The sequence below is a fragment of the Cellulomonas sp. NEAU-ZC6 genome (genome assembly GCF_056844425.1).
The window spans coordinates 1,882,327-1,905,905 of sequence record NZ_JBXFYH010000001.1; the positions used below are offsets into that span (position 1 = coordinate 1,882,327).

Annotated in this window: 19 protein-coding genes; all 19 read right to left on the bottom strand. The window is 73.8% G+C overall.

From position 1 onward, the window contains the following. Positions 1–22: 22 nt before the first annotated feature. The 19 genes from AC1050_RS08685 to fliP all read right to left on the bottom strand — a co-directional run bounded on the left by AC1050_RS08685 (position 23) and on the right by fliP (position 23,555). On the bottom strand, positions 23–478 hold the full coding sequence (locus AC1050_RS08685) for a chemotaxis protein CheX (RefSeq protein ID WP_482386954.1): 456 nt from the start codon (positions 476–478) through the stop codon (positions 23–25). Further along, positions 475–858 carry a response regulator gene (locus AC1050_RS08690; protein ID WP_482386955.1) on the bottom strand — a complete coding sequence of 128 codons (384 nt, stop codon included), beginning with the start codon at positions 856–858 and terminating at the stop codon, positions 475–477. The genes AC1050_RS08685 and AC1050_RS08690 overlap by 4 nt, the downstream gene beginning before the upstream one ends. Next, positions 855–1,847 (bottom strand): CheR family methyltransferase, encoded by a 993-nt coding sequence (locus AC1050_RS08695; protein ID WP_482386956.1) that lies wholly within the window; start codon positions 1,845–1,847, stop codon positions 855–857. The genes AC1050_RS08690 and AC1050_RS08695 overlap by 4 nt, the downstream gene beginning before the upstream one ends. Further along, complete coding sequence (locus AC1050_RS08700) at positions 1,844–3,025, bottom strand: protein-glutamate methylesterase/protein-glutamine glutaminase (RefSeq protein ID WP_482386957.1); 1,182 nt, start codon at positions 3,023–3,025, stop codon at positions 1,844–1,846. Before AC1050_RS08700 ends, AC1050_RS08695 begins: the two co-directional genes overlap by 4 nt. 104 nt (positions 3,026–3,129) lie before the next feature. Continuing rightward, a complete protein-coding gene (locus tag AC1050_RS08705; protein WP_482386958.1) occupies positions 3,130–4,737 on the bottom strand; it encodes a methyl-accepting chemotaxis protein in 1,608 nt (535 codons plus the stop codon). Next, a complete protein-coding gene (gene chvE, locus AC1050_RS08710; RefSeq protein WP_482386959.1) occupies positions 4,737–5,888 on the bottom strand; it encodes a multiple monosaccharide ABC transporter substrate-binding protein in 1,152 nt (383 codons plus the stop codon). The genes AC1050_RS08705 and chvE overlap by 1 nt, the downstream gene beginning before the upstream one ends. A gap of 179 nt (positions 5,889–6,067) precedes the next feature. Then, a complete protein-coding gene (locus tag AC1050_RS08715; RefSeq protein ID WP_482386960.1) occupies positions 6,068–7,672 on the bottom strand; it encodes a methyl-accepting chemotaxis protein in 1,605 nt (534 codons plus the stop codon). Positions 7,673–8,019: 347 nt separating this feature from the next. Next, positions 8,020–9,747: a methyl-accepting chemotaxis protein gene (locus tag AC1050_RS08720; protein ID WP_482386961.1), complete on the bottom strand. Its 1,728-nt coding sequence runs from the start codon at positions 9,745–9,747 to the stop codon at positions 8,020–8,022. A 158-nt stretch (positions 9,748–9,905) separates the two neighbouring features. Then, the gene (locus tag AC1050_RS08725; protein ID WP_482386962.1) at positions 9,906–11,522 is read right to left on the bottom strand and encodes a methyl-accepting chemotaxis protein; all 1,617 of its coding nucleotides are present in this window, start codon (positions 11,520–11,522) and stop codon (positions 9,906–9,908) included. Between the two features lie 122 nt (positions 11,523–11,644). Further along, positions 11,645–13,234: a methyl-accepting chemotaxis protein gene (locus AC1050_RS08730; RefSeq protein ID WP_482386963.1), complete on the bottom strand. Its 1,590-nt coding sequence runs from the start codon at positions 13,232–13,234 to the stop codon at positions 11,645–11,647. Positions 13,235–13,376: 142 nt separating this feature from the next. Further along, on the bottom strand, positions 13,377–13,793 hold the full coding sequence (locus AC1050_RS08735) for a chemotaxis protein CheW (RefSeq protein ID WP_154728810.1): 417 nt from the start codon (positions 13,791–13,793) through the stop codon (positions 13,377–13,379). Then, positions 13,790–16,144 (bottom strand): chemotaxis protein CheA, encoded by a 2,355-nt coding sequence (locus AC1050_RS08740; protein WP_482387262.1) that lies wholly within the window; start codon positions 16,142–16,144, stop codon positions 13,790–13,792. The genes AC1050_RS08735 and AC1050_RS08740 overlap by 4 nt, the downstream gene beginning before the upstream one ends. Positions 16,145–16,707: 563 nt before the next feature. Beyond that, positions 16,708–16,977 (bottom strand): carbon storage regulator CsrA, encoded by a 270-nt coding sequence (gene csrA, locus AC1050_RS08745; RefSeq protein ID WP_482386964.1) that lies wholly within the window; start codon positions 16,975–16,977, stop codon positions 16,708–16,710. 215 nt (positions 16,978–17,192) lie between these two features. Beyond that, a complete protein-coding gene (locus AC1050_RS08750) occupies positions 17,193–18,440 on the bottom strand; it encodes a hypothetical protein (RefSeq protein WP_482386965.1) in 1,248 nt (415 codons plus the stop codon). Further along, complete coding sequence (locus AC1050_RS08755) at positions 18,418–20,481, bottom strand: flagellar biosynthesis protein FlhA (protein WP_482386966.1); 2,064 nt, start codon at positions 20,479–20,481, stop codon at positions 18,418–18,420. Before AC1050_RS08755 ends, AC1050_RS08750 begins: the two co-directional genes overlap by 23 nt. Positions 20,482–20,539: 58 nt before the next feature. Further along, on the bottom strand, positions 20,540–21,721 hold the full coding sequence (locus AC1050_RS08760; protein ID WP_482386967.1) for an EscU/YscU/HrcU family type III secretion system export apparatus switch protein: 1,182 nt from the start codon (positions 21,719–21,721) through the stop codon (positions 20,540–20,542). Next, entirely contained in the window at positions 21,718–22,476 is a 759-nt protein-coding gene (locus tag AC1050_RS08765) for a flagellar biosynthetic protein FliR (protein WP_482386968.1), read from the bottom strand. Before AC1050_RS08765 ends, AC1050_RS08760 begins: the two co-directional genes overlap by 4 nt. 6 nt (positions 22,477–22,482) lie before the next feature. Next, positions 22,483–22,755 carry a flagellar biosynthesis protein FliQ gene (gene fliQ / locus AC1050_RS08770; protein WP_454050999.1) on the bottom strand — a complete coding sequence of 91 codons (273 nt, stop codon included), beginning with the start codon at positions 22,753–22,755 and terminating at the stop codon, positions 22,483–22,485. Next, positions 22,755–23,555, bottom strand: a complete 801-nt coding sequence (gene fliP / locus AC1050_RS08775; RefSeq protein ID WP_482387263.1) for a flagellar type III secretion system pore protein FliP — start codon at positions 23,553–23,555, stop codon at positions 22,755–22,757. Before fliP ends, fliQ begins: the two co-directional genes overlap by 1 nt. Between the last annotated feature and the right edge of the window lie 24 nt (positions 23,556–23,579).

The window sequence follows — 23,579 nt, forward strand, 5'->3', positions numbered from 1 at the left end:
ACGGGGGTGCTGCCGGCGCGGCTCACTGGAACAGCCAGACCACGACGACGATCGCGCGGCCGCGCCAGTCCAGGCGCAGCTCGTGCGTGAGCGAGGTCCCGGTGACCTCGGGCAGGGCGGTCGCGACCTGCGGCAGCGTCAGCGTGCCCTGCGACGGCAGGAGCGCCTTGACGTTGCCGCCGACCACGTTGGCGACCTCGCCGAACGCGTCGGTGAGGTCCTCGGGGCCGACGGGCTCGTCGGCACCCATCCCGAGCAGGGCCCGGGTGAGCTCGTGCGCGGTCGGGACGTCGGTGCTGACGGCGGCGCGGCCGGCGAGCTCGCCGTGCACGTCCACCCAGGCGACCAGCGGCTCGGCGGGAGCCGGGACCTCGCCCTCCCAGGGGCGCAGGTAGCCGGGCTCGCCGTCGATCATCGCGGCGAACACCTCCTCGGCGATGGCGTACACCTGGTCCTGCTCGACGGCGGCGGCGGTCATACGGTCTCCTCGGCAGGGACGAGCCCGAGCAGGTCGAGCTTGTCGCGGATGGCGTCAGTGGTGAACGGCTTGATCAGGTACTCGTGGGCGCCGGCCGCGAGCGCGCGCACGATCTGGCCGTGCTCGCTCTCCGTGGTGACCATCATCAGCGTGATGTTGCGCCACTGCGGGTTGGCGCGGACCTTCGTCACGAAGGTCAGGCCGTCCATCACCGGCATGTTCCAGTCGATGCAGGCGAGGTCGACCTCCTCGCCCTGCTCGAGCAGGTCCAGGGCCTGCTGACCGTCGCCGGCCTGGACGGTGCTGAAGCCCAGGTTCTCCAGCGCACCCGCGACGATGCGACGCATCGTCCGCGAGTCGTCGATGACCAGTGCTCTCATCGCGTCACTCCTTGTTCGAACGCCGGACCGGCGGGCCGGGTGGGGCGCGGCAGCCCCGTGGGAAGGGTCGTGGCCGGGCGCGTCGGGGCCGGCCGGGTGAAGCTGGGTGCTGCGGGTGCTGCGAAGGCGGGTGCCGTCACGGCTCCGGGCGCCTGCCGCGGGCTGGGGATGGTGCCGCCGTGCACGGGCCGGTAGACCGACCCCCGCTCGACGGGCACGCGCTCCCAGTCGCCGTCGACGCCGATGGTGGTCTCCGCGGCCCCGAGCACCAGGAACCCGCCCGGCCGGAGCACGCGGTGCACCCGGGACAGGATCGAGCGCTTGGTCTCGAGGTCGAAGTAGATGAGCACGTTGCGCAGGAACACGACGTCGAACGGCCCCGCGGGCGGGGAGTCCAGCAGGTTGTGCTTCTGGAACGTGATCGTGCGTCGCAGCTCGTCGGCGACCTGCCACTCGTGCCCGTTGCGCTGGAAGTAGCGCACCATCATCGGCGCGGGCAGGCCGCGGTTGATCTCGAGCTGCGAGTACCGGCCGGACCGGGCCTGGGCGAGCACCCGGTCGGACAGGTCGGTCGCGGTGATGGCGAACCGCGCGCCGACGCCGAGGACGTCGGTGAGCGTCATCGCGAGCGAGTACGGCTCCTGCCCGGTGGAGCAGGCGGCCGACCAGATCCGGAGGGTGTCCAGGACCGGTCGCTCGGCGCGCAGGGCGGGGACGATGTGCGTCCGCAGCGCGCTGAACGGGGTGTTGTCCCGGAACCACGACGTCTCGTTGGTGGTGAGCGCGTCGACGATCTGCGCCAGGTCCTGCTCGCGCTGGGCGGCGCGCACCGCCCGGACGTAGGCGTCGACGCCGGGGTGGCCGGCGTCGCGGGCGAGGGGCAGGAGGCGGCTCTCGACGAGGTACTCCTTGCCGGCCTCCAGCTGGATCGCGCTGCGGCGCCGCACGACGTCGGCGACGAACGCGAAGGTGTCATGGGTCAGGCTCACGGCCGACCTCCGATCGGGGCTGCTGACGGACGTCCGGCACGGGCCAGGACGGACTCGAGAGTGGGGGCTACTTCCCCGAGAGGCAGGATGCGGTGGGCGAGGCCCGCCGCGGCGACCGCGCCGGGCATGCCCCACACGACGGACGTGGGCTCGTCCTGCACGACGACGGTGCCGCCGGCGGCGACGACGTCCTCGCACCCGGTGCGGCCGTCGGCGCCCATGCCGGTCAGGACCACGGCGAGCAGCTGCCCGCCGAGCTCGCGGACCGCGGACCGGAACAGCACGTCCACCGCGGGGCGGCAGAAGTTCACCGGCGGGCCGTCGGTGAGCCGGGTGCGGAGCTGGCCGGCGGACCGGCTGAGCTCCAGGTGGTGGTCGCCGGCCGCGATGTACACGGTGCCGGGCTGCAGCACGTCGCCGTCGGCCGCCTCGACCACGGTGGCCGGGCCGAGCCGGTCCAGCCGCGCCGCGAGCTGCCGGGTGAACACCGGCGGCATGTGCTGCACGACGAGGACCGGCACCGACGGCGGCGCGGACAGGGCGCCGAGCACCTTGGACAGCGCCTCCGGGCCGCCGGTCGACGAGCCGAGCACGACCGCGCTGACGGGGTGCGGCGCGGGCGCCGGGCGGGTGACGACCGGGCTGCGGCCGTGGCCGTGCAGCGGCGTGCCGACCGGGCGGGCCGGCGCCGCGCCGGCCGTCTGGGCCGTCGCGGCCGCCGGGCGTCCCGGGACCGGGGCGGCCGGGGCCGCGGGACCGGAGCCCGCGCGGCGCGGCACCAGCGCCTTGATCTTCGGGATGATCTCGCTCGCGACCCGGTCCAGGGACTCCTGGACGCTGCCGACGTTGGCCGGCTTGGTCACGTAGTCGGTCGCGCCGGCGACGAGGGCGTCCAGCGTTGCCGACGCCCCGCGCTCGGTGAGCGTGGAGAACATGATGATCGGCATGGTGTGCCGGTTGCGGCGCAGCGCGCGCACCGCCTCGATGCCGTTCATCTCCGGCATCTCGATGTCCATGGTGACGAGGTCGGGAGCGAGCTGGTCGACCTTCGCGAGCGCGATGCGCCCGTTGGAGGCGAAGCCCACGACCTCGATGTCGGGGTCGCGCGAGAGCGAGTCCGTCACCAGCCGGCGGATGACGACCGAGTCGTCGACCACCAGCACGCGGATCCTGGTCACGAGATTCCCCTTACGTACGCCACCGGCCGCACCGGCCGGGTTCGTGGTTCTGATCGGTCGGTGCGGCCGGTTCCTGAGTGTCCGGACCCCGCGGGGGCGGTGCGTCAGTAGGTGAAACGCGCGACCCGCTCGTGCAGGTCGGCGGACAGCGTCGCGAGGTCCTCGACCTGGTGCGAGACCCCGTCCAGCACGCTGGCGGAGCGCGCCGCGGCACCGGCGACGCCGGTGATGTTGTGCGCGATCTCACCCGACCCGGTGGCGGCCTCGGCCACGGACCGGGACATCTCGTTGGTGGTGGCGGTCTGCTCCTCCACCGCGCTGGCGATGGTCAGCTGGTAGTCGTTGATGCTCGCGATGATGTGGCTGATCTCCCCGATCGCGATCACGGCGGCGCTGGTGTCGGTCTGGATCGCCTCGACGCGGCGCGCGATGTCCTCCGTCGCGCGCGCGGTCTCCTGGGCCAGCTCCTTGACCTCGCCGGCGACGACCGCGAAGCCCTTGCCCGCCTCGCCGGCGCGCGCCGCCTCGATCGTCGCGTTCAGCGCCAGCAGGTTGGTCTGCTCGGCGATGCTCGTGATGACCTTGACGACGTTGCCGATCTCCTGCGACGAGACCCCGAGCTTGGTGACCTGCTCGTTGGTGGCGGCGGCGACGTCGGTGGCCTGGCTGGCGACCTTGGCCGCCTGCGACGCGTTCTGCGCGATCTCCCGGATGGAGGCGCCCATCTGCTCGGCGCCGGCGGCGACCGCCTGCACGTTGCGGGACACCTGCTCCGCGGCGGCCGCGGCGACCCCCGCCTGGGCGGACGTCTCCTGGGAGCCGGCGACGACGTCGCCGTTGGACGCGGTCAGGGTGGCGGCGGTGGTCTCCACCGATCCCGCCGCGGTGACCACGCCGGCCAGGGTGCTGCGCAGCGACCCCTGCGCCTGGGCCAGCGCGTCCGCCATCCGGCCGGTCTCGTCGTGCCACGGCACCTCGGCGCCGACGGTCAGGTCGCCCTCGGCCATCGCCTCGAGCGAGAGCTGCACGCTCTGCACGGCGCGGGTGATCCGGCGGATGACCAGGACCGCGAGCAGCCCGGACAGCGCGGCGCCGACCACGAACGCGGCGAGCAGCGCGAGGATCGTGCGGTCCACCTCGGCGCGGCTGTCGGCCAGGATCTGGTCCACCTGCGCGTCGACCTGGCCCTGCGCCAGCGCGAGCGCGCGGCCGGCCCAGTCGGGGTCGGCGGCGGCGTCGGCGGCCAGCGCGACGGCCAGGCCGTCGACGTCGCCCGCGTCGACCAGCGGCAGCACGGTGGTGTCGCGGTAGGCGACCCAGGCGTCCCAGCGGGTGACGAAGTCCGCCCACTGCCGGGTGTCGGACTGCGGGTAGGCCTCGATGCGCGCGATCTGCGCGGCGACGTCCCGGTCGTTCCAGTCCGACGACACCAGCAGCTGGGTGCGGACGGCGTCGTCGGGCGCCTCGGCGGCGCGGTGCACCAGCAGGTGGCTGCGGGTCTGCGCGGTGCGCAGCTCCGACATCGCCGACTGGAGGTCGCCGGTCAGGCCGGACATCTCCTCCAGGTTCTGGCCGGCGCGGTACAGCGCGACCGCGCCCACCCCGCCGACCAGCGCGAACGTGCCGCCGAGCACCAGCAGGGACACGGCGATCTTCAGGGCGACGGGGCGGTCCCAGAACCAGGACGCGCGTCGCTTCGTCGTGGTGGCCATCAGCCCAGCTCCTCCGCGGTGTAGTAGCCGCCGTCCACGAGGACCTGGCGGTAGTTCTCGCCGTCGACCACCATCGGGGTCAGCAGGTAGGACGGGACGACCTTGACGCCGTTGTCGTACGACGTGAGGTCGTTGGTCTCCGGCTCGGCGCCGTCCAGCAGCGCGCGGACCATGGAGACGGCGACCTCCGCCAGCTGGCGGGTGTCCTTGTAGACGGTCCCGTACTGCTCGCCGGCGCCGATCGACTTGGCCGAGGCGAGCTCGGCGTCCTGACCGGTCACGACCGGCAGCGGCAGGGCTGCCGAGCCGTAGCCGGCGCCCTTGGCGGCGTCGATGATCGCGATCGAGATGCCGTCGTACGGCGACAGCACGCCGTCGAGGCGCCGGTCGGCGTACGCCGGCAGCAGGGTGGCCATCCGGGCCGACGCGTTCTTCGGGTCCCAGGCGTCGATGGCGATCGTCTCGAAGTCCGTCTCCCCCGACGGGACGACCAGCACCCCGGAGTCGAGGTACGGCTGCAGCACCTGCATCGCGCCCTGGTAGAACACGGTGGCGTTGTTGTCGTCGGTCGAGCCGGCGAACAGCTCCACGTTGAAGGGGCCGGTCTTCCCGGTGGGCTCGCCGGCCGCGTCCACGACGCCGAGGCCCTGCAGCAGCTGCGTGGCCTGCTGCAGGCCGACGCGGGCGTTGTCGAAGGTCGCGTAGTAGTCGACGTCCGGCGACTCGTTGATCAGCCGGTCGTACGCGATCACCGGGATGTCGGCCGCGGCCGCCTCGGCGAGCACGCCCTTGAGCGCCACGCCGTCGATGGACCCGATCACCAGCGCGTCGGCGCCGTCGGCGATCATCGTCTCGAGCTGGGCGACCTGGGTCGGCACGTCGTTCTCGGCGTACTCCAGCGCGACGTCGTACCCGAGCGCCTGCAGCTGGGCCTCGACGTTCTCGCCGTCGCCGATCCAGCGCTCGGACGTCGTGGTGGGCATGGCCACCCCGACCAGCGGACGGTCACCCGTCTCGCTCGCGGCGCCGGCGCCGCCCGCGTCCTGCGACGCCTGTGCCGCCGAGCCGCAGCCCGCCAGTGCTCCGACCGCCACGACCGCGAGGACTGCGGCAACCGCATTCCCCGGGCGGTGACGCTTCCCGTGCCTCATCTCGACTCCCTCGTCCGCACCGGCGCGACGCTCCCTGTCGTGCCGTGCCACCTGGATCGTCCGCGCCGAGGTGGATGTGAGCGCTCGTGCAGGTGAACAGCGGGTGGAAAAGCCACGGACCGCCGCGGGAGGAGCTCCCGGGCGGTCCGTGGGGTGGGTCGAGGTGCTGCGTGCCGCGCTCAGTAGGTGAAGCGGGACACCCGGCCGCGCAGGTCCTCCGACATCCGGGCCAGCTCGCCGATGGAGTCGCCCATCTGGCCGAGGGTCTGCGACGAGGACGCCGTGGCGGACGCGACGCCGGTGATGTTGGTGGCGATCTCGCCCGAGCCCGTGGCGGCCTCGGCCACCGAGCGGGACATCTCCGTGGTGGTCGCGGTCTGCTCCTCCACCGCGCTGGCGATCGTCAGCTGGTAGTCGTTGATGCTCGCGATGATGTGCGAGATCTCGCCGATCGCCGTCACCGCGGCACCGGTGTCCGCCTGGATCGCCTCGACCCGGCGCACGATGTCCTCGGTCGCCTTCGCGGTCTCCTGCGCCAGCTCCTTGACCTCACCGGCCACGACCGCGAAGCCCTTGCCGGCCTCACCGGCGCGCGCGGCCTCGATGGTCGCGTTCAGCGCCAGCAGGTTGGTCTGCTCGGCGATGCTCGTGATCGCCTTGACCACGTTGCCGATCTCCTGCGACGACTCGCCCAGGCGCGTCACCTGGTCGTTCGTCGCCGCCGCCACGTCCGTGGCCTGCGTGGCGACCTTGGCGGCCTGCGAGGCGTTCTGCGCGATCTCCCGGATGGAGGCGCCCATCTGCTCGGCACCGGCCGCGACCGTCTGCACGTTCCGCGACACCTGCTCCGCGGCCGCCGCGACCACACCGGCCTGCGCCGACGTCTCGTCCGAGCCCGTCACGACCTGGGTCGAGGCGGCGGACAGCTCCTCCGCGGCAGCGGCCACCGTCTGGGCGGTCTCGACCACGCCGGACACCAGGCCGCGCAGGCTCTCCTGCGTGCGCTCCAGGTCCACGGCGAGCCGGCCGATCTCGTCCCGTCCGGTGACGCCGGACGGCACCGTCAGGTCACCATCACCGGCTGCGGCGAGGCTGCGGGAGACGCGGCCGATCCGCTGCACGATGCCGCGGGCGACGACGTACGCCAGGCCCGCGGCGGCGAGGGCGCCGAGCGCCGCGACCAGCACGGTGATCAGCACCGAGCGGGCGCCCAGCGCGTCCGTCTCGGCGGCGAGAGCGGCGGCCTGCTCGCCCTGCGAGGCGGTCTCCAGCTGCATCGCGTCCATGACCGCGGTGGTCAGCGGGCGGACGGTCTCGTTGAAGTAGGTGCCGAAGCCCTCGACGTCGCCGGCGTCGGCCATCGGGAACAGGTCGCCCTCCGCCGCGGCGTAGTAGTCGGACAGCGCGGCCTCGAGCGCGGCGACGTCGGCGTCGTTCACCGCGTTCGGCCGGTACGCGTCGATCTGCGCGGTCAGGTCGGCCTGACGCTCCGTCAGCTCGGTCGCCAGCTCGGCGCGGGTCTCGTCGTCGGCGATGCCGTACTGGATGACCCGGGCCCGGTCGCCCTGGAACGCCCGCTGGATCTCGGTGAGCTGCTGCAGCGGCGTGACGTTGCCGGCGTACATCTCGGCGGCGTCGGCGCGCAGCGTGCGCAGCGACCCCACGGCGACGGCCGTGACCACCGCGGTCATCGCCACCATCACGGCGACCGCCGCGAGGATCTTCACCAGCACCGGGCGGTCGGCCCAGAGCCGTCGCGGGGTGCCCTCGTGCTGCACGCTCATCTGCCTCGTCCTTGTCGTCATGGGGGACCTACGTCCCCTCTCATCGACCGCGCGGGTCCGGGACGAAGCGATCCGGGCTGCCGGAGGCGGGTGGAATCGCGCCCCGCCGTCCGGGTGTCCGTGCGGAACGAGGTGCTCGCGCAGGAGGAGGAGTTCTCGTGGGACGACGTGGACACCGGGTACCCCGCGTACCCGGTGTCCACGTCGTCCGGGGACGAGACCTCGCCCGCATGCGGGACACCGTGGGCACTGCAGGTGCAGCAGGCACGACGATCCCCGTGCGCACCGTGGACGCGACGAGGGCGCACCCGTCGCGGGTGCGCCCTCGTCGTGGTGCTGCGGACGGCTCAGTAGCGGAAGTTCGCCACCCGGGCGCGGAGGTCCTCGGACATCCGGGCCAGCTCGGCGATGGAGGCGCCCATCTGGCCGAGCGTCTGGCTCGACTCCGCGGCGGCCGCGGCGACCCCGGTGATGTTGCCCGCGATCTCGCCGGAGCCGGTGGCGGCCTCGGCGACGGACCGGGACATCTCGTTGGTCGTCGCGGTCTGCTCCTCCACCGCGCTGGCGATGGTCAGCTGGTAGTCGTTGATGCTGGCGATGATGTGGCTGATCTCGCCGATCGCCGCGACGGCGCCGGTGGTGTCGCCCTGGATCGCCTCGACCCGGCGGGCGATGTCCTCGGTCGCCTTGGCCGTCTCCTGCGCCAGCTCCTTGACCTCACCGGCGACGACCGCGAAGCCCTTGCCGGCCTCCCCGGCACGCGCGGCCTCGATGGTGGCGTTCAGCGCCAGCAGGTTGGTCTGCTCGGCGATGCTGGTGATGACCTTGACGACGTTGCCGATCTCCTGGCTGGACGCGCCGAGCCGGGCGACCTGCTCGTTGGTCGTCGCGGCGGCGTCCGTGGCCTGACCGGCGACCTTCGCGGCCTGCGAGGAGTTCTGCGCGATCTCCCGGATGCTGGCGCCCATCTGCTCGGCGCCGGCCGCGACCGTCTGCACGTTGCGGGACACCTGCTCGGCGGCCGCGGCGACGACGCCGGCCTGCGCGGACGTCTCGTCCGAGCCGGCGACCACCTGGCTGGAGGCGGCGGACAGCTCCTCGGCCGCGGCGGCGACCGTCTGCGCGGTCTCGACGACGCCCGACACCGTCGCGCGCAGGTTCTCCTGCGCTCGGGTCAGCGAGCGGGCCATCTGGCCGAGCTCGTCGGTGGAGTCGACCTGCGGGGTGACCGTGAGGTCGCCGTCGGCCATCGCCTCGACCGCGCGCTGCACCTCGGCGACCTGGCGGCGAATGATGCCGGCGGTCAGCAGGCCGACCGCGCCGACGAGCAGCACGCCCGCTGCCAGGACCCAGATGAGCACCTGCGTGCCCGAGGCAGCCTCGGCGGCGGCGCCGTCCGCGACCGTCTTCAGGTAGTCGGCGGCCGACTTCTCCGCGGCCTCCAGCGCGGTGACCATCGTGTCGACGGCAGCCTGGCCCTCGTTCTCGGTGATCCGGGCGAACTCCGCGTCGTCGTTGGAGAACGCCGCGGGGACGAGCTGCTCGTCGCGGATCTGCTGCCACTGCGCCCACGCGGCCTTGAAGTCCTCCCAGCCCGGCACGACGACCCCGCCCAGACCGGCCTCGAAGGCGTCGGCCGCGGCCTGCAGGTCGGCGTCGGTCGCGGCGATGGCGTCGAGGTCCTCCTGCTGCTGCGCCTCGGTGTCCGTGACGCTCGCGCCGGACTGGGCGATCAGCATCCGGGCCTTGATCTCCTCCTGGTGCACGACGGCGAGCGGCGCGATCACGTCGGCGCTCACGCCCTGCACCGACGCGGTGCTGGCTGCCAGGTCGTTCATCCGGAGCGCGGCGAACGTGCCCGTCCCCGCGACCACGGCGACCACGAGGGCCAGCAGCAGCAGGATCTTGGTGCGGACGGCACGGTTGGCGAACCAGGCGGTGCCGCGGCGGGTGCCGCGCGCCGGGGTCGCCGGGCGGGCGGGCCGGACGGGACCGGACCCGCCGGGGCCTCGCGGCGTGGGCACGCGGTCCAGTGCCGGCACGCGCGGCAGGGCCTTCGTCGTCGTGGCGCTCATGGCGGGTCCTTCTCTCGGTGTTCTGGTGCTTCCCTGAGCATCCGATCGACTGACGCGGGGGCTGCGTGAGCGGCGGATCCGGGTGAGAAGGCGGGTGAACGACCACGGGCCGCGGCACCCGACCGGTGGGGTCGGGGGCCGCGGCCCGTGGTGGCTGCTCAGTACGTGAAGCGGGACACCCGGCCGCGCAGGTCCTCGGAGAGGCGCGCGAGCTCGCCGATCGAGTCGCCCATCTGCCCGAGCGTCTGCGAGCTGCCGGCCGCCGCCGAGGCGACGCCGGTGATGTTGGTGGCGATCTCGCCCGAACCGGTCGCGGCCTCGGCCACCGAGCGGGACATCTCCGTGGTGGTGGCGGTCTGCTCCTCCACCGCGCTGGCGATGGTCAGCTGGTAGTCGTTGATGCTCGCGATGATGTGGCTGATCTCCCCGATCGCGGTCACCGCGGCACCGGTGTCGGCCTGGATCGCCTCGACCCGGCGCACGATGTCCTCCGTCGCCTTCGCGGTCTCCTGGGCGAGCTCCTTGACCTCACCGGCCACGACCGCGAAGCCCTTGCCGGCCTCCCCGGCACGCGCGGCCTCGATGGTCGCGTTCAGCGCCAGCAGGTTGGTCTGCTCCGCGATGCTCGTGATCGCCTTGACCACGTTGCCGATCTCCTGCGACGACTCGCCCAGGCGCGTCACCTGGTCGTTCGTCGCCGCGGCCACATCGGTGGCCTGGGTGGCGACCTTGGCGGCCTGCGAGGCGTTCTGCGCGATCTCCCGGATGGAGGCGCCCATCTGCTCGGCACCGGCCGCGACCGTCTGCACGTTCCGCGACACCTGCTCCGCGGCCGCGGCGACCACACCCGCCTGCGCCGACGTCTCGTCCGAGCCCGTCACGACCTCGGTCGAGGCGGCCGACAGCTCCTCGGCCGCCGCGGCGACCGTCTGGGCCGTCTCCGCGACCCCGGCGACCACGCCGCGCAGGCTGGTCTGGGCCGAGGCCAGCGAGCGGGCCATGTCGCCGAGCTCGTCGGCGCTGTGCACGTCGGCGCGCACCGTCAGGTCGCCCTCGGCCATCGCCTCGAGCGCGTGCCGCACCTGGCCGGCGCTGCGGGCCAGCCGCCGGGCGACGACGAAGCCGACGGCCAGCACGATCGCCAGGCCGACGACCAGCAGGACGACCACGGTCACCAGGGTGCTGCTCACGGTGGACTCGGCGGCCTCCGTGGTCGCGTCCGCGACCTCGGCGACCGACGCGTTCTCGAGCGCGATCGCGTCGGCGGCGATCGTCGTCTGCGGCAGGATCTGCTCCCGGTAGAACGCCGCGGCACCGGCGATGTCGCCGTCGTCGGCCATCGGCATCAGCTCGTCGGTCGCGAGCCGGACCATCTCGTTCCAGCCGGAGTCGAAGTCGGCCCAGGCCTGGTCGTTGACCGCGAGGTCGTCGTAGGCCGCCTGCTGCTCGGTGATCTTGGCGACGTACTCGTCGAGCTGCGTGCGCAGGTCGGCGCGGACCTCGTCGGAGGCGGCCGGGTACTCCACCATCCGCGCGCGTCCGGCCTGCAGCGCACGCTGCAGGTCGCTGATCTGGCCGAGCTGCGCCACGTAGCCGCTGCTGCGGCCGACGTCGTCCTTGAGCTGGTTCAGGCTCCCCGCCGCGGCGGACACCACGACGACGCCCACCAGGCCCGCGGCCGCGAGCAGGCCGAGCACCTTGCCGGCGATGGACAGCCGCAGGCCCCGTCGGGCACCGGGGGCGCTGCCGGCGGGGGTGGAGGCGGGGTAGGACATGGTCGCTCCTGTGCGTACGGGGCGTCGACGGCCGCACATCCGTGCGCGACCGGACCCGACGCCGTGTCGCCCTCCCTATCGGCCGACGTGGCCGCCGCCTGACGAATCGTGGCCGGCCCCGCTCAGTAGGTGAACCGCGCCACCCGGCCGCGCAGGTCCTCCGACATCCGCGCCAGCTCGCCGATCGCGTCGCCCATCTGGCCGAGGGTCTGCGAGCTGCCGGCCGCCGCGGCTGCGACGCCGGTGATGGTGCCCGCGATCTCGCCCGACCCGGTGGCGGCCTCGGCCACGGACCGGGACATCTCGTTGGTCGTGGCCGTCTGCTCCTCCACCGCGCTGGCGATCGTCAGCTGGTAGTCGTTGATGCTCGCGATGATGTGGCTGATCTCCCCGATCGCGGTCACCGCGGCACCGGTGTCGGCCTGGATCGCCTCGACCCGGCGCACGATGTCCTCCGTGGCCTTGGCCGTCTCCTGGGCGAGCTCCTTGACCTCACCGGCCACGACCGCGAAGCCCTTGCCGGCCTCACCGGCACGGGCCGCCTCGATCGTCGCGTTCAGCGCCAGCAGGTTGGTCTGCTCCGCGATGCTCGTGATCGCCTTGACCACGTTGCCGATCTCCTGCGACGACTCGCCCAACCGCGACACCTGCTCGTTCGCCGCCGCCGCCACGTCGGTGGCCTGGCTCGCGACCTTGGCGGCCTGCGACGCGTTCTGCGCGATCTCCCGGATGGAGGCGCCCATCTCGTCCGCCCCCGCCGCGACGGTCTGCACGTTGCGGGACACCTGCTCGGCGGCGGCCGCGACCACACCGGCCCGGGCCGAGGTGTCGTCCGACCCCGCGACCACCTCGGAGGCGGCCGCGGTCATCTGCTCCGCGGCCGCGGCGACGGTGTGCGCCGTGCCGGCCACACCCGCGACCGTGGCCCGCAGGCTCTCCTGGGTACGGGTCAGGGCGCGCGCCATCTGGCCGATCTCGTCGGCGGAGTCCAGCCGCGGCGCCACCGTCAGGTCGCCCTCGGCCATCGCCTCGACCGACCGCTGCACCTCGGCGACCTGCCGGCGGATCACCCGCGCCGTGAGCAGCCCGACCGCGATCACGACGACCAGGCCGACGCCCTGGACCAGCAGCAGCGACCGCGTGCTCCGCGCCACCTGGTCCTCGGCGGCGTCCGCCACGCCGGCGACGTAGTCGAGCGCCGAGGCGTCGACCTCCGTGAGCGCGGCGTCCACCGCGGCCAGGACCGCGGTGTCGTCGGCGGCGACGCCGGCGAGCAGCTGCTCGTCCCGGATGGTCTGCCACTGCGGCCACGCCGTGCGGAACTCCGCCCAGCCGGGGACCTCGACCCCGGCGGTGCCGGCCTCGAACGCGTCGGCGGCCGCCGCGATCTCGGCGTCCAGCGCCGCGACCCGGTCCTCGACCGCGCGCCGGTCCGCGTCGTCCGTCGCCGCGACGGCCCGGGCGACCAGCAGCTGCGCCTCGACGACGTCCCGCTGGACGACCGCGACCTGGCTGCTGACGCCGGCGCTCACCTGCTGCACCGTCCGCGTGCTCGCCGCGAGCTGGGACATCCGGGTGACGGCCGAGGTGCTCGCGCCGACCACGGAGATCACGACGAGCACCAGCAGGAGCAGCACCTTCGTGCGGATGCTCCGGTCCGCGAACCACCCGCCACGCGGTCGGGCCGTGGTCGTGGTGCGGGTCGTGCTCATCGGGGGGTCCTTCCGGGTGCGGGTGGTGCCATCCCCTCGATCGGTGACCCGGCGCACCGGATGAGACGCGCGCCGGGTGAACCCCTGACATGTCACGAACCCCGCCCGGCTGCTGCCGGACGGGGTTCGTGGGCGTGCGAGGTCAGGCCGCGGTGGCCTGGTCCACGTCGAGGACCAGCAGCAGCCGGCCGTCGAGCTTGTGCGCCCCGAGGATCAGCGGGCGCAGCGCGGCGTCCAGCGTCTCCGGCGGCGCCTCGAACGTCTCCGGGCCGACCTCCATGACGTCGCCGATCTCGTCGACCAGCAGGCTGACGGGCTCGCCCGCGACCTGCACGACGACCATCATCGGCTCCGCGTCCTCGCCGAGCGGCTCGAGGCCGAGGCGGGGGCGCAGGTCGACCGTGAGCACGACCTGCCCGCGCAGGTTGACCAGGCCGGCGACCCCGGGCGGGGCCAGCGGCACGCGGGTGCGGACGTGCGAGCGCAGCGCCTCCTGCACCCGGGTGACGTCGACCCCGTACAGGCTGCCGCCGAGGCTGAACGTGACGTACTGGCTCATCGGGTGGCTCCCACCAGCTCGGACCCGCCGACCTGCGTCGGGAGGTCGTCGTACGTGGAGCGGTGCTCGGGCCGCTCGTCGTAGAAGGCCGCGTCGGCGGCGAGGATCGCGCGGCGCACGTCCAGCAGCTCGGTGACCTTCTCCCCCAGCACCGTGGAGCCGACCAGGCCGGCGTCCTCGATGTCGGAGTGCCGGGCCGAGTCGTCGTCGACGATGTCGACGATCTCCTTGACCACCAGGCCGACGCTGCGGCCGGCGCGGCTGTAGACCACCAGCAGCAGCTCGGAGGTGTCCTCGGACCCGTAGGCGCCGAGGATCCGGTCCAGGCGGGCCAGCGGCAAGATCGTGCCGCGGTACTGCACGACCTCGCGGCCGCCGACGTACTCGACCTGCTCGGCCTGCACGTGCTCCAGGCGGGCGACCGACGCGAGCGGCATCGCGACCTGGCGGCCGCCGCCGATACCGACGACCAGCACCTGCTGCACCTCGTGCGCCTCGGCGTGGCCGGCGTTGGCGTGCGCGTTCCGGGCGGCGACGTCGAGGTCCCCGGCCAGGGCGCGGCGCGCGATCGCCTGCACGTCGAGGATCAGCGCGACGTGGCCGTCGCCCAGGACCGTGGCACCGGCGTACGCGCCGATGGCCTTCAGCCGGGCGGACAGCGGCTTGACCACGATCTCCTCGGTGTTGAGGACCCGGTCCACCAGCAGGCCGAAGCGCTGCTGGTCGGACTGCACGACCGCGATCACCGCGTTGCTCGGGCGCTCCGCGGCGACCTCGAGCACCGAGGACAGCGACACCAGCGGCAGCAGCTCGCCGCGCAGGCGGTACACCGGGGCCTCGTGGATGTGCTCGATGCCGGACTCGGAGCGCTGCGAGTCGAGCGCGACGAGCTCCAGCAGGTTCACCTGCGGGATGGCGTACAGGTCGCCCGCCGACTCGACGGTCAGCGCGGGCATGATCGCCAGCGTCAGCGGGATGCGCAGCCGCCAGGTGGTGCCGCGGCCGACGACCGAGTCGACCTCGACGGCGCCGCCGATGGCCTCGATCTTGGTCCGGACGACGTCCATGCCGACGCCGCGGCCGGACACGTTGGTGACGGCCTCGGCCGTCGAGAAGCCCGGCAGGAACAGCAGCTGCAGCAGCTCGGCCTGGCCCATGGTGGTGACCTGGTCGGCCGTGCGCAGCCCCTTCTGGACCGCCTTGGCGCCGATCTTCTCGGGGTCGATGCCGCGGCCGTCGTCGGCGACCTCCACCACGACCTGGCCGCTGGCGTGGTACGCCCGCAGCGCCAGGACGCCCTTGGTGGCCTTGCCGGCCGCGACGCGGTCCTCGGCCGCCTCGATGCCGTGGTCGACCGCGTTGCGCACCAGGTGCGTCAGCGGGTCCTTCACGGCCTCCAGCAGGCTGCGGTCCAGCTCGGTGTCACCGCCGGAGAGCTCCAGCTGCACCTCGCGGTGGCAGGCGGCCGCGATGTCGCGGACCATGCGCGGCATCTTGGACCACAGGTGCTCGATGGGCTGCATGCGGGTCTTCATGACCCCCTCCTGCAGCTCGCCGGCGATCAGGTTGAGACGCTGCGCGGAGCGGGCGAGGTCGACGTCCTCGGTGCCGCCGGCCAGCCGGCTGATCTGGTTGCGGGCGAGGACCAGCTCGCCGACCTGCCGCATGAGGGCGTCGAGCAGCTCGACGTCCACGCGGATCGACGCGTCGGCGGCGCCACCGCGCAGGGTGCCGAGCTCGTCGGGCGCGGGTGCCGGCGCCGCTGCGGCCGCGGCGGGCGCGGCCGGCGCGGGTGCGGGCGCCGGTGCCGGAGCCGGTGCCGGTGCCGCGGCGACGGGCGCAGCGGCGGGCTCGGCGGCGACCGGGGCCGCGGGCTCCGGGGCGCGCGGGGTCGGCACGTCGGCCGCCAGCGGCGCGACGGCCGCGGGTGCGGCGGGCTCCGGGGTGGCCTCGGCCGCCGGCGCGGCGTCCGGGTCGATGGCCTGGATGGCCTCGATCGCCGCGATCACCGCGTCGATCTCCACCGCGCCCTCGGTCGCGTCCACCTCGATGGCCCGCAGGATCTCGCGGATCGTGTCCACGAGCCGCAGCAGCACGTCGGTGGTCGCGTGGTCCATGGACCGCCGGCCGTCGCGCAGCTCCACCAGCAGGTTCTCGCCCGCGTGGGCCACCCGCTCCAGGCGGGAGAACGCGAGGAACCCGCTGGTCCCCTTGATCGTGTGGATCGTCCGGAACACGCTCGCGATCAGCGAGCGCGATCCTGGTTCGCTCTCCAGGGCCACCAGGTCCTGGTCGAGCTGGTCGAGGTTCTCATGGCTCTCGACCAGGAACTCGCGGACGATCTCGTCCATGTCCTCCACTGCTGCCTCCTACGTGGGCCCCGTCTGAGGTGAGGATCGGCGGCGGCAGCGGCTGCGTGAGCGTTTCGGCGCGCGACCCCGTCCCCGCACCGGGTGAACACCCCCGCCTCACCCGCCCGGGTGAGCCCCGAGCGACCGCGGCCTCGCGCCCGCATCCGCACGCTCCCCCGCGGCGCCCGGGCGCCGAGTGTCCAGAAACCCGGCCCAGAACCGGACATCTCGACCGAGTTCCTGGACACTCGACGCCCTGGCCACGGGTACGCACGCGGTCCGGGCGGGTGCACGAGCAGGAGCCCGAGCGCGTACGCGGACGCGCGGGAACCGGGCTGACCGGGGAGTCCCGACCGCTCTACCTGCGGCGAGTGTCCACGAACGAGCGCTCGACACGGACATACCGACCGGGTTTCTGGACACTCGACGCGCGGCCGCGGGCCGGGCTGGCAGCGCGGGGCGGGCTGGGGCGCCCGGGCAGGGGTCGCGCGGGCCAGGCCGGGGGCGCGGGGCGGGCTGCGGCCGCGGGGCGGGGTCGCGCGGGCGGGAACCGCGCGGGCGAGTCAGCCGGCGGGGCCGTCCTCGTCCGGCTTGGGCTCGTCGGCCGCGGGGGCCAGGAGGCCACGCAGGGAGTCGACGGCGTCGTCGCCGGCGTCGGTGGCGGCCACGTTGGCGGCCCTGACCGCGTCGAGGACCTCGGCGCGGTGCACGGTCACGGAGCGCGGCGCGTCGATGCCGAGGCGCACGCCGTCGCTGCGCACCTCGATCACGGTGACGACGATGTCGTCCCCGATCACGAGCCGCTCTCCGACGCGCCTGCTCAGCACCAGCATGGCGCCGACACTACCTGCCGCGGCCGGGCGCGCCCGCACCCGACACCGCGGGTCTCGCGCCGTGACCGCCCCCGTGCCGCCCCACCCCGTCGAGGTAGAGCCGCCTCGTCGAGGTCGAGCGCCAGGTCGCACCACCTCGCGCGGGTCGCTCTACCTCGGCGAACGCCGGACGCGACGGCGGGCGCCGGGCGCGGGAAGGAGCGGGTCCGGGCGGGTCAGCCCCAGACGGTGCCCTCGGGGAGGTGCTCGCCGAGGGCCGCGGCCCAGGCGACGCGCGAGGCCGGCACGCCGTCGATCCACGCGACCGGGACGCCGAGCCCGAGCACCGTGCCGGGCTCGCTGGTGTCGAACAGCCCGCCGACGGCCAGGGCGTCCAGCCGGCGGCGCGCGCCGACGCCGGCGATCCAGCGCTCGCAGTCGCGGGTCTTGCTGCGGGCGTCGACGACGCCCCAGGCCTGGTCGGGCGCGAGCGCGGCGAGCAGCTCGGCGGCGGCGTCCTCGCGGGCGCGGCCCGGCCGGACGCCGAGCGCGACGACGGTCACGCCGTCGGCGGCGGGCAGCTCGGCGCGCCAGCGGGCGGCGGTCGACGGGGTGGTCAGCCGCCGGGCCGCGGACGAGCCCGGCTCGCCGTCCCCGGCGTGCACGACGTCCGGTGCGCCGACCCGCAGGGCGAGCAGGTCGGCGACCCGGGCCGCGTCCTCGGGCGGGCCGGCGACGACGATCACGGTGCCGGCGTCGCGCGGGACCGGCGGCGCCGCGGGCACGGCGGCGAGCAGCCGGGCGAGCTCGACCGGCCCGTCGCCGCACGCGGCGAGCAGCGCGGGCGGGACACCGAGGTCCGCGAGCGCCGTGCGCGGCACCCCCGTGGTCGAGGCGGCCGCAGCAGGGGCCAGGGCCGTGGCGACCGCAGCCGGCAGCTGCTCCACCGCCGGTGCGGGCACCGGCGCGGGCACGGTGGGCGGCAGCATCGGCTCGAACGTCCGCTCGGCGGCCGGCGCGGGGCCGGACCCGGCGGCGGACCCGTCCTCGTCCGTGGCGACGGCCCCGGTCATGGCCCGCATCTGCTCCAGCACGGAGACGAACGCCTCCTCCCCCGTCGACACCCGCGGCCCGCGGGGCTCGGGGACGTCGGCGGCGGGGATGACGGTGGTGGTGCCGGGCCCCGCGTCCGGCCCGGAGTCGGCGGCGTCGGCGGCTGCGAGCAGCGCGTCGATCCCGCCGGCGCCGCCGGAGGTCGACACCGCGGCGATGCCCCGGCGCTGCAGCAGGCTCTGCGCGGGCCGCGCCGGGGTGTCCGGCACGTCGATGGTCAGCTCGTAGCGCTCCCGGGCGAAGAACCCGGCCAGCCCGCCGGTGCGCACGCGCTCGGCGCGCACGATCCGGGCGGTCGGCCCGAACTCGGCACGGACGTGCACCATGAGCTCGGAGAGGTCGCCGCCCTCAAGCAGCAATCGCGTGGGCACCGCTCACCACCCCGACGGTCTCGATGCGGGCGCCGATGCCGGTGACCTCGGCGTAGGACAGGACGGGCAGCCGCTCCAGCGCGAGGATGACGACCTTGCGCAGCGCGGGCCGCAGCGCCGGGGCGCAGACCAGCACGACGGAGCGGCCGGTGGCCTCGGCGTCGGTCATCGCGACGCGGAGCCGCTCCAGCATGGCCTCGAGCCGGTTCGGGTCGGTGAGGATCTGGGTGCCGGTGTCGGACGGGCGCAGGGCCTCGACCAGCGACTGCTCGAACACCGGGTCCAGGGTGAGCACCCGGAGCACGCCGTCCTGCACGTACTGGGTGGACAGCGCCGGGCCGAGCGCGCCGCGGGCGGCCTCGACCAGGCCCTCGGGGTCGGTGCCGGCCTTGGCCCGCAGGCTGAGCGCCTCGTAGATCCGGCCGAGGTCGCGGATCGGGACCTCCTCGGCGAGCAGCCCCTGCAGCACGCGCTGCACCTCGCCGAGCGACAGCAACCCGGGCACGAGCTCCTCCACGACGGACGGGTTGACCTGCTTGAGGCCCTCGGTGAGCACGCGGACGTCCTCGCGGCCGAGGAGGCGCGGGGCGTTGCGGGTGATGATCGAGCCGAGGTGCGTGATCAGCACGGACACCCGGTCGACGACGGTGGCGCCGGCCATCTCGGCGGCGTGCCGCAGCTCGGCGGCGACCCACTTGCCCGGCAGGCCGAACACCGGCTCGACCACGGACTGGCCGGGCAGCGCCGCGAGGTCGTCGCCGAGCGCGAGGATGCGCCCGGGCGGGACCTCGCCGCGGCCGACCTCGACGCCGGCGATCCGCACGACGTAGGTGGAGCGGGGCAGGTCGACGGAGTCGCGGGTGCGCACGGGCGGCACGACGATGCCGAGCTCCATGGCGATCTTGCGGCGCAGGCCGCGGACGCGGTGCAGCAGGTCCTGGTCGGGGCCGTTGCCGACCATGTCGACCAGGTCCGGCGCGAGCAGGATCTCCAGCGTGTGCACGCGCATCTGCTCGATGAGCGCCTCGGGGGTGTCGTTGGACGTCGGCGCGGCGGTCGCGGTGGACGCGGCGAGGACCTCGGCGTCGCGGGCCTCGGTGGCCTCGCGGGCCTTGATCCGCTGCGCCACGACGATGAGCGTCGCGCCGACCAGGACGAACGGCACCTTGGGCATGCCCGGGAGCAGCGCCAGGGCGAGCGCGCCGCAGCCGGCGATGAGCAGGGCGGTCCGGGACTGCGACAGCTGCTTGGACGCCGCGGTGCCCATGTCGCCCTCGGCCGTGGCCCGGGTGACGACGATGCCGGTGGACACCGACAGCAGCAGCGCGGGGATCTGGGTGACCAGGCCGTCGCCGATGGTCAGGAGGCTGAACTTCTCCAGCGACTCGGTCAGGGACAGCCCCATCTGCATCATGCCGATGACGAAGCCACCGATGAGGTTGATCAGCGTGATGACGATGCCGGCGATCGCGTCGCCCTTGACGAACTTGGAGCCACCGTCCATCGCGCCGTAGAAGTCGGCCTCGGCGGTGACGTCGGCCCGCCGCCTGCGGGCGGTGTCCTCGTCGATCAGGCCGGAGTTCAGGTCGGCGTCGATGGCCATCTGCTTGCCGGGCATCGCGTCGAGGGTGAACCGCGCCCCGACCTCGGCGACGCGGCCCGCACCGTTGGTGATGACCACGAACTGGATGACGACCAGGATCAGGAAGATCACCAGGCCGATGACCAGCGAGCCGCCGACCACGAAGTGCCCGAACGCGTCGATGACCGCGCCGGCGTACCCGTCGCGCAGCACCAGCCGGGTGGAGGCCACGTTCAGGCCGAGCCGGAACAGCGTGAACACGAGGATCAGCGACGGGAAGACGCTGAAGTCGAGCGGCCGCTGCACGTACATGCTGGTCAGCAGGATGACGAGGGACGCCGTGATGTTCACGGCGATCAGGACGTCCAGCAGCACCGCGGGGAGCGGCACGACGAGCAGCAGCACGATGCCGACCACGCCCACCGGGACGGCGAGCTGGGAGATCTGCCGGTTCTTCATCGCAGGTCCTTGTTCGTGGGGTGGAGCGGGGGACGGGAGGCGGTGGTGCGGGCGGGGCTCACGCGGCGGCCCCGGCCTTGTCGGCGCCGGCCTTGTCGGCACGCGCCCGGCGCCGCGCGGCGGCCACCGTGGTGGGGACGTCGTCCGGGGCGACCGAGCCGCCGGGCATCGTGTGCTTGCCCAGCGCGGCGCCGCGGCGCTTCAGCTGCATGACGAAGGCCAGCACCCGGGCGACGCCGGTGAACAGGTAGGCGGGGATCTCCTGGTCGACGGCGCACGCGGCGTGCAGGGCACGGGCGAGCGGGATGTCCTCGACCATCGGGACGCGGTGCTCGGCGGCCTGCTCGCGGATCTTGGCGGCGACCGCGCCGGCGCCCTTGGCGACCAGGCGCGGGGCGCCGGTGCCGGCGACGTACTTGAGGGCGACGGCGACGTGGGTCGGGTTGACGACCACCACGTCGGCGTCGGCCACCGCGGCCATCATGCGGTTGCGGCTCATCGCCATCTGCTTGGACCGGATGTGGCCCTTGACCAGCGGGTCGCCCTCGGTGCGCTTGTTCTCTTCCTTGATCTCGTGGCGCGACATGCGGGTCTGCTTGCGGTTGCGCTTGAGCACGACCATCACGTCGATGATCGCGAGCAGCACGCCCGCCGCGACGCCCCAGACAAGCAGCTGCTTCACGCCCGCGCCGGCCACGCCGAGCATGTGCTCGAGCGGGATCGCGCCGGTGCCCATCAGCTGCGGGACCATGCCCTGGACCGCGATGTAGAGGACGGCGCCGACGACCGCGGTCTTCAGCAGCGTCTTGGCGCCCTCCCACCAGGCGTGCGCGCCGAACAGCTTCTTCACGCCGGAGACCGGGTTGAACTGCTGCACCTGCGGCTTGAACTTCTTCTTGTGCACGCCGCCCTGCGCGACCGCGACGACGATCACGGTGATCGCCACGACGGCGAGCATCGGGCCGATGGTGCCGACGACCGACCAGAGGCCGTCGCCGAGCAGGTTGACCACGGTGCCGGCGTCCGGGGACGCGATCGCCTGGGTGACCGCGGCGAGCTGGTCCTGCGCGGACTCCGAGGCGCGGCTCAGGGTGCTGGGCACCATGATCGCCGCGGCGGTGAGGCCGAGCCACGCGGACAGGTCCTGGGACCGGGAGAGCTTCCCGTCCTCGTGGACCTTCTTCATCCGCTGGGCTGTGGCCTTCTCGGTCTTCTCCCCCGAGTCGCCGCCCCCGCTCACGACGCCACCTGCAGCACGGCCTGGACGGCCCGCTCGGCGAGGGAGCTCACGACGCCCGGCAGCGCGAGGTACGCGAAGCCGGCGAACGTGACGGTCATCAAGATCTTCAGCGGGAAGCCCATCGCGAACGCGTTCAGCGCGGGCGAGACCCGGGTCAGCAGGCCGAGGCCCACGTCGGTGAGGAACAGCACGACCAGCAGCGGGCCGCCGATCTGCAGCGCGGCCAGGAACATGTCGGTGAGCCCGGTGGTGACGGCGGTCGCCATCTTCTCGAGGTCCAGCCCGGCGCCGACCGGCACCGCGTCGAACGAGCGGGCCAGGCCGGCGATGAGCACCTGGTAGGCGCCGGACACGAACAGCAGCACCAGGCAGGTCATGTTGTAGAGCCGGGCGAACTGCGCGCCCGACGTCATGTTCTGCGGGTCGAACGCCTGCGCCAGCTGGAAGCCGCCGAACAGGTCGATCAGGTTGCCCGCGGCCTGCACCGCCGAGAACAGCAGCGACACCAGGAACCCGAGCGCGGCCCCGACGGTGGCCTCCAGCACGAGCGCCCCGACGAACTGCCCCGTCGACTCCGTCACCTGCGCGTCGAGCCGCGGCAGGACGGCCAGGGCCAGCCCCACCGAGAGCATCGCCTTGACGGCGCCGGGGATGCCGCGGTGCGCGAACGGCGGTGCCACCAGGAAGAAGGCGGCGAACCGGACGCCGGCGAGCATCGCCGTCTGCACCGAGGCCAGGGACAGGGTCAGGTCCATCGCGCGTCAGCCGCCCAGCAGCGCGGGGATGCGGTCGAACAGCTGGGTCGTGAACGACACCAGCTCGGCGATCATCCAGTGCCCGCAGACCAGCAGCGCCACGGCGGCGGCGATGGCCTTCGGCACGAACGACAGCGTCACCTCCTGGATCTGGGTCACGGACTGCACCAGGGAGACCGCGAAGCCGACGACCAGCGCGGTGATCAGCACCGGCGCGGAGAGCTTGGCGGCGACGATGAGGGCGTCGAGCCCGATGTCGAGGACGGCCGAGGTGTCCATCAGCCACCCCCCGCCGACGCGGCGCCCACCAGGGCGGTGACGATGAGGCCCCAGCCGTCGACCAGCACGAACAGCAGCAGCTTGAACGGCAGGGAGACCATGACCGGCGGGAGCATCATCATGCCCATGCTCATCAGGACCGAGGACACGACCAGGTCGATGACCAGGAACGGGATGAAGATGACGAACCCGATGATGAACGCCGACCGCAGCTCCGAGAGCATGAACGCGGGGATCAGCGTGAGCATCGGGACGGTCGCGGCGCTCTCCGGGTTGGGCTGGTCGGCCGCGCGGGTGATGAGCGCCAGGTCCTGCTCGCGGGTGTGCCCGAGCATGTACTCGCGCAGCGGGGCCGAGCCGGCGTCGAGCGCCGTCTGGAAGTCCATGCCGCCGTCGAGGTAGGGCTGCACGGCGACGGTGTTCACGTCGGACAGCACCGGCGCCATGACGAACAGGCTGAGGAACAGCGCGAGGCCCGCGATCACCTGGTTGGGCGGCACGGTCGTCAGACCGAGCGCGTTCCGGGTGAGGGACAGCACCACGAAGATCTTGGTGAAACCGGTCATCATCAGCAGCAGCGAGGGCGCGACCGACAGCAGCGTGATGCCGATCAGCACGACGATCGAGCTGCTGGGGGTTCCGTTGACGCCGTTGATGGCGACGGAGACCTCGCCCGAGCCGGGGTCGGCCGGGGCCGCGGGCGCGGCGGGGTCGGTCGGCGGCGTCGGCGCGGCGTGCGCGACGCCCGAGCCGAGCACGACCAGGGCGGTCGCCAGCGCGAGCACGGCGAGCAGCACCATCGGCCAGGTCCGGCGCCGCGGCGC

Coding starts and splice junctions, on each gene's coding strand:
- AC1050_RS08685 (WP_482386954.1), bottom strand. CDS start 478: ATGACCGCCGCCGCCGTCGAGCAGGACCAGGTGTACGCCATCGCCGAG.
- AC1050_RS08690 (WP_482386955.1), bottom strand. CDS start 858: ATGAGAGCACTGGTCATCGACGACTCGCGGACGATGCGTCGCATCGTC.
- AC1050_RS08705 (WP_482386958.1), bottom strand. CDS start 4,737: ATGGCCACCACGACGAAGCGACGCGCGTCCTGGTTCTGGGACCGCCCC.
- chvE (WP_482386959.1), bottom strand. CDS start 5,888: ATGAGGCACGGGAAGCGTCACCGCCCGGGGAATGCGGTTGCCGCAGTC.
- AC1050_RS08715 (WP_482386960.1), bottom strand. CDS start 7,672: ATGAGCGTGCAGCACGAGGGCACCCCGCGACGGCTCTGGGCCGACCGC.
- AC1050_RS08720 (WP_482386961.1), bottom strand. CDS start 9,747: ATGAGCGCCACGACGACGAAGGCCCTGCCGCGCGTGCCGGCACTGGAC.
- AC1050_RS08725 (WP_482386962.1), bottom strand. CDS start 11,522: ATGTCCTACCCCGCCTCCACCCCCGCCGGCAGCGCCCCCGGTGCCCGA.
- AC1050_RS08730 (WP_482386963.1), bottom strand. CDS start 13,234: ATGAGCACGACCCGCACCACGACCACGGCCCGACCGCGTGGCGGGTGG.
- AC1050_RS08735 (WP_154728810.1), bottom strand. CDS start 13,793: ATGAGCCAGTACGTCACGTTCAGCCTCGGCGGCAGCCTGTACGGGGTC.
- AC1050_RS08740 (WP_482387262.1), bottom strand. CDS start 16,144: ATGGACGAGATCGTCCGCGAGTTCCTGGTCGAGAGCCATGAGAACCTC.
- csrA (WP_482386964.1), bottom strand. CDS start 16,977: ATGCTGGTGCTGAGCAGGCGCGTCGGAGAGCGGCTCGTGATCGGGGAC.
- AC1050_RS08755 (WP_482386966.1), bottom strand. CDS start 20,481: ATGAAGAACCGGCAGATCTCCCAGCTCGCCGTCCCGGTGGGCGTGGTC.
- AC1050_RS08765 (WP_482386968.1), bottom strand. CDS start 22,476: ATGGACCTGACCCTGTCCCTGGCCTCGGTGCAGACGGCGATGCTCGCC.
- fliQ (WP_454050999.1), bottom strand. CDS start 22,755: ATGGACACCTCGGCCGTCCTCGACATCGGGCTCGACGCCCTCATCGTC.
- fliP (WP_482387263.1), bottom strand. CDS start 23,555: ATGGTGCTGCTCGCCGTGCTCGCGCTGGCGACCGCCCTGGTCGTGCTC.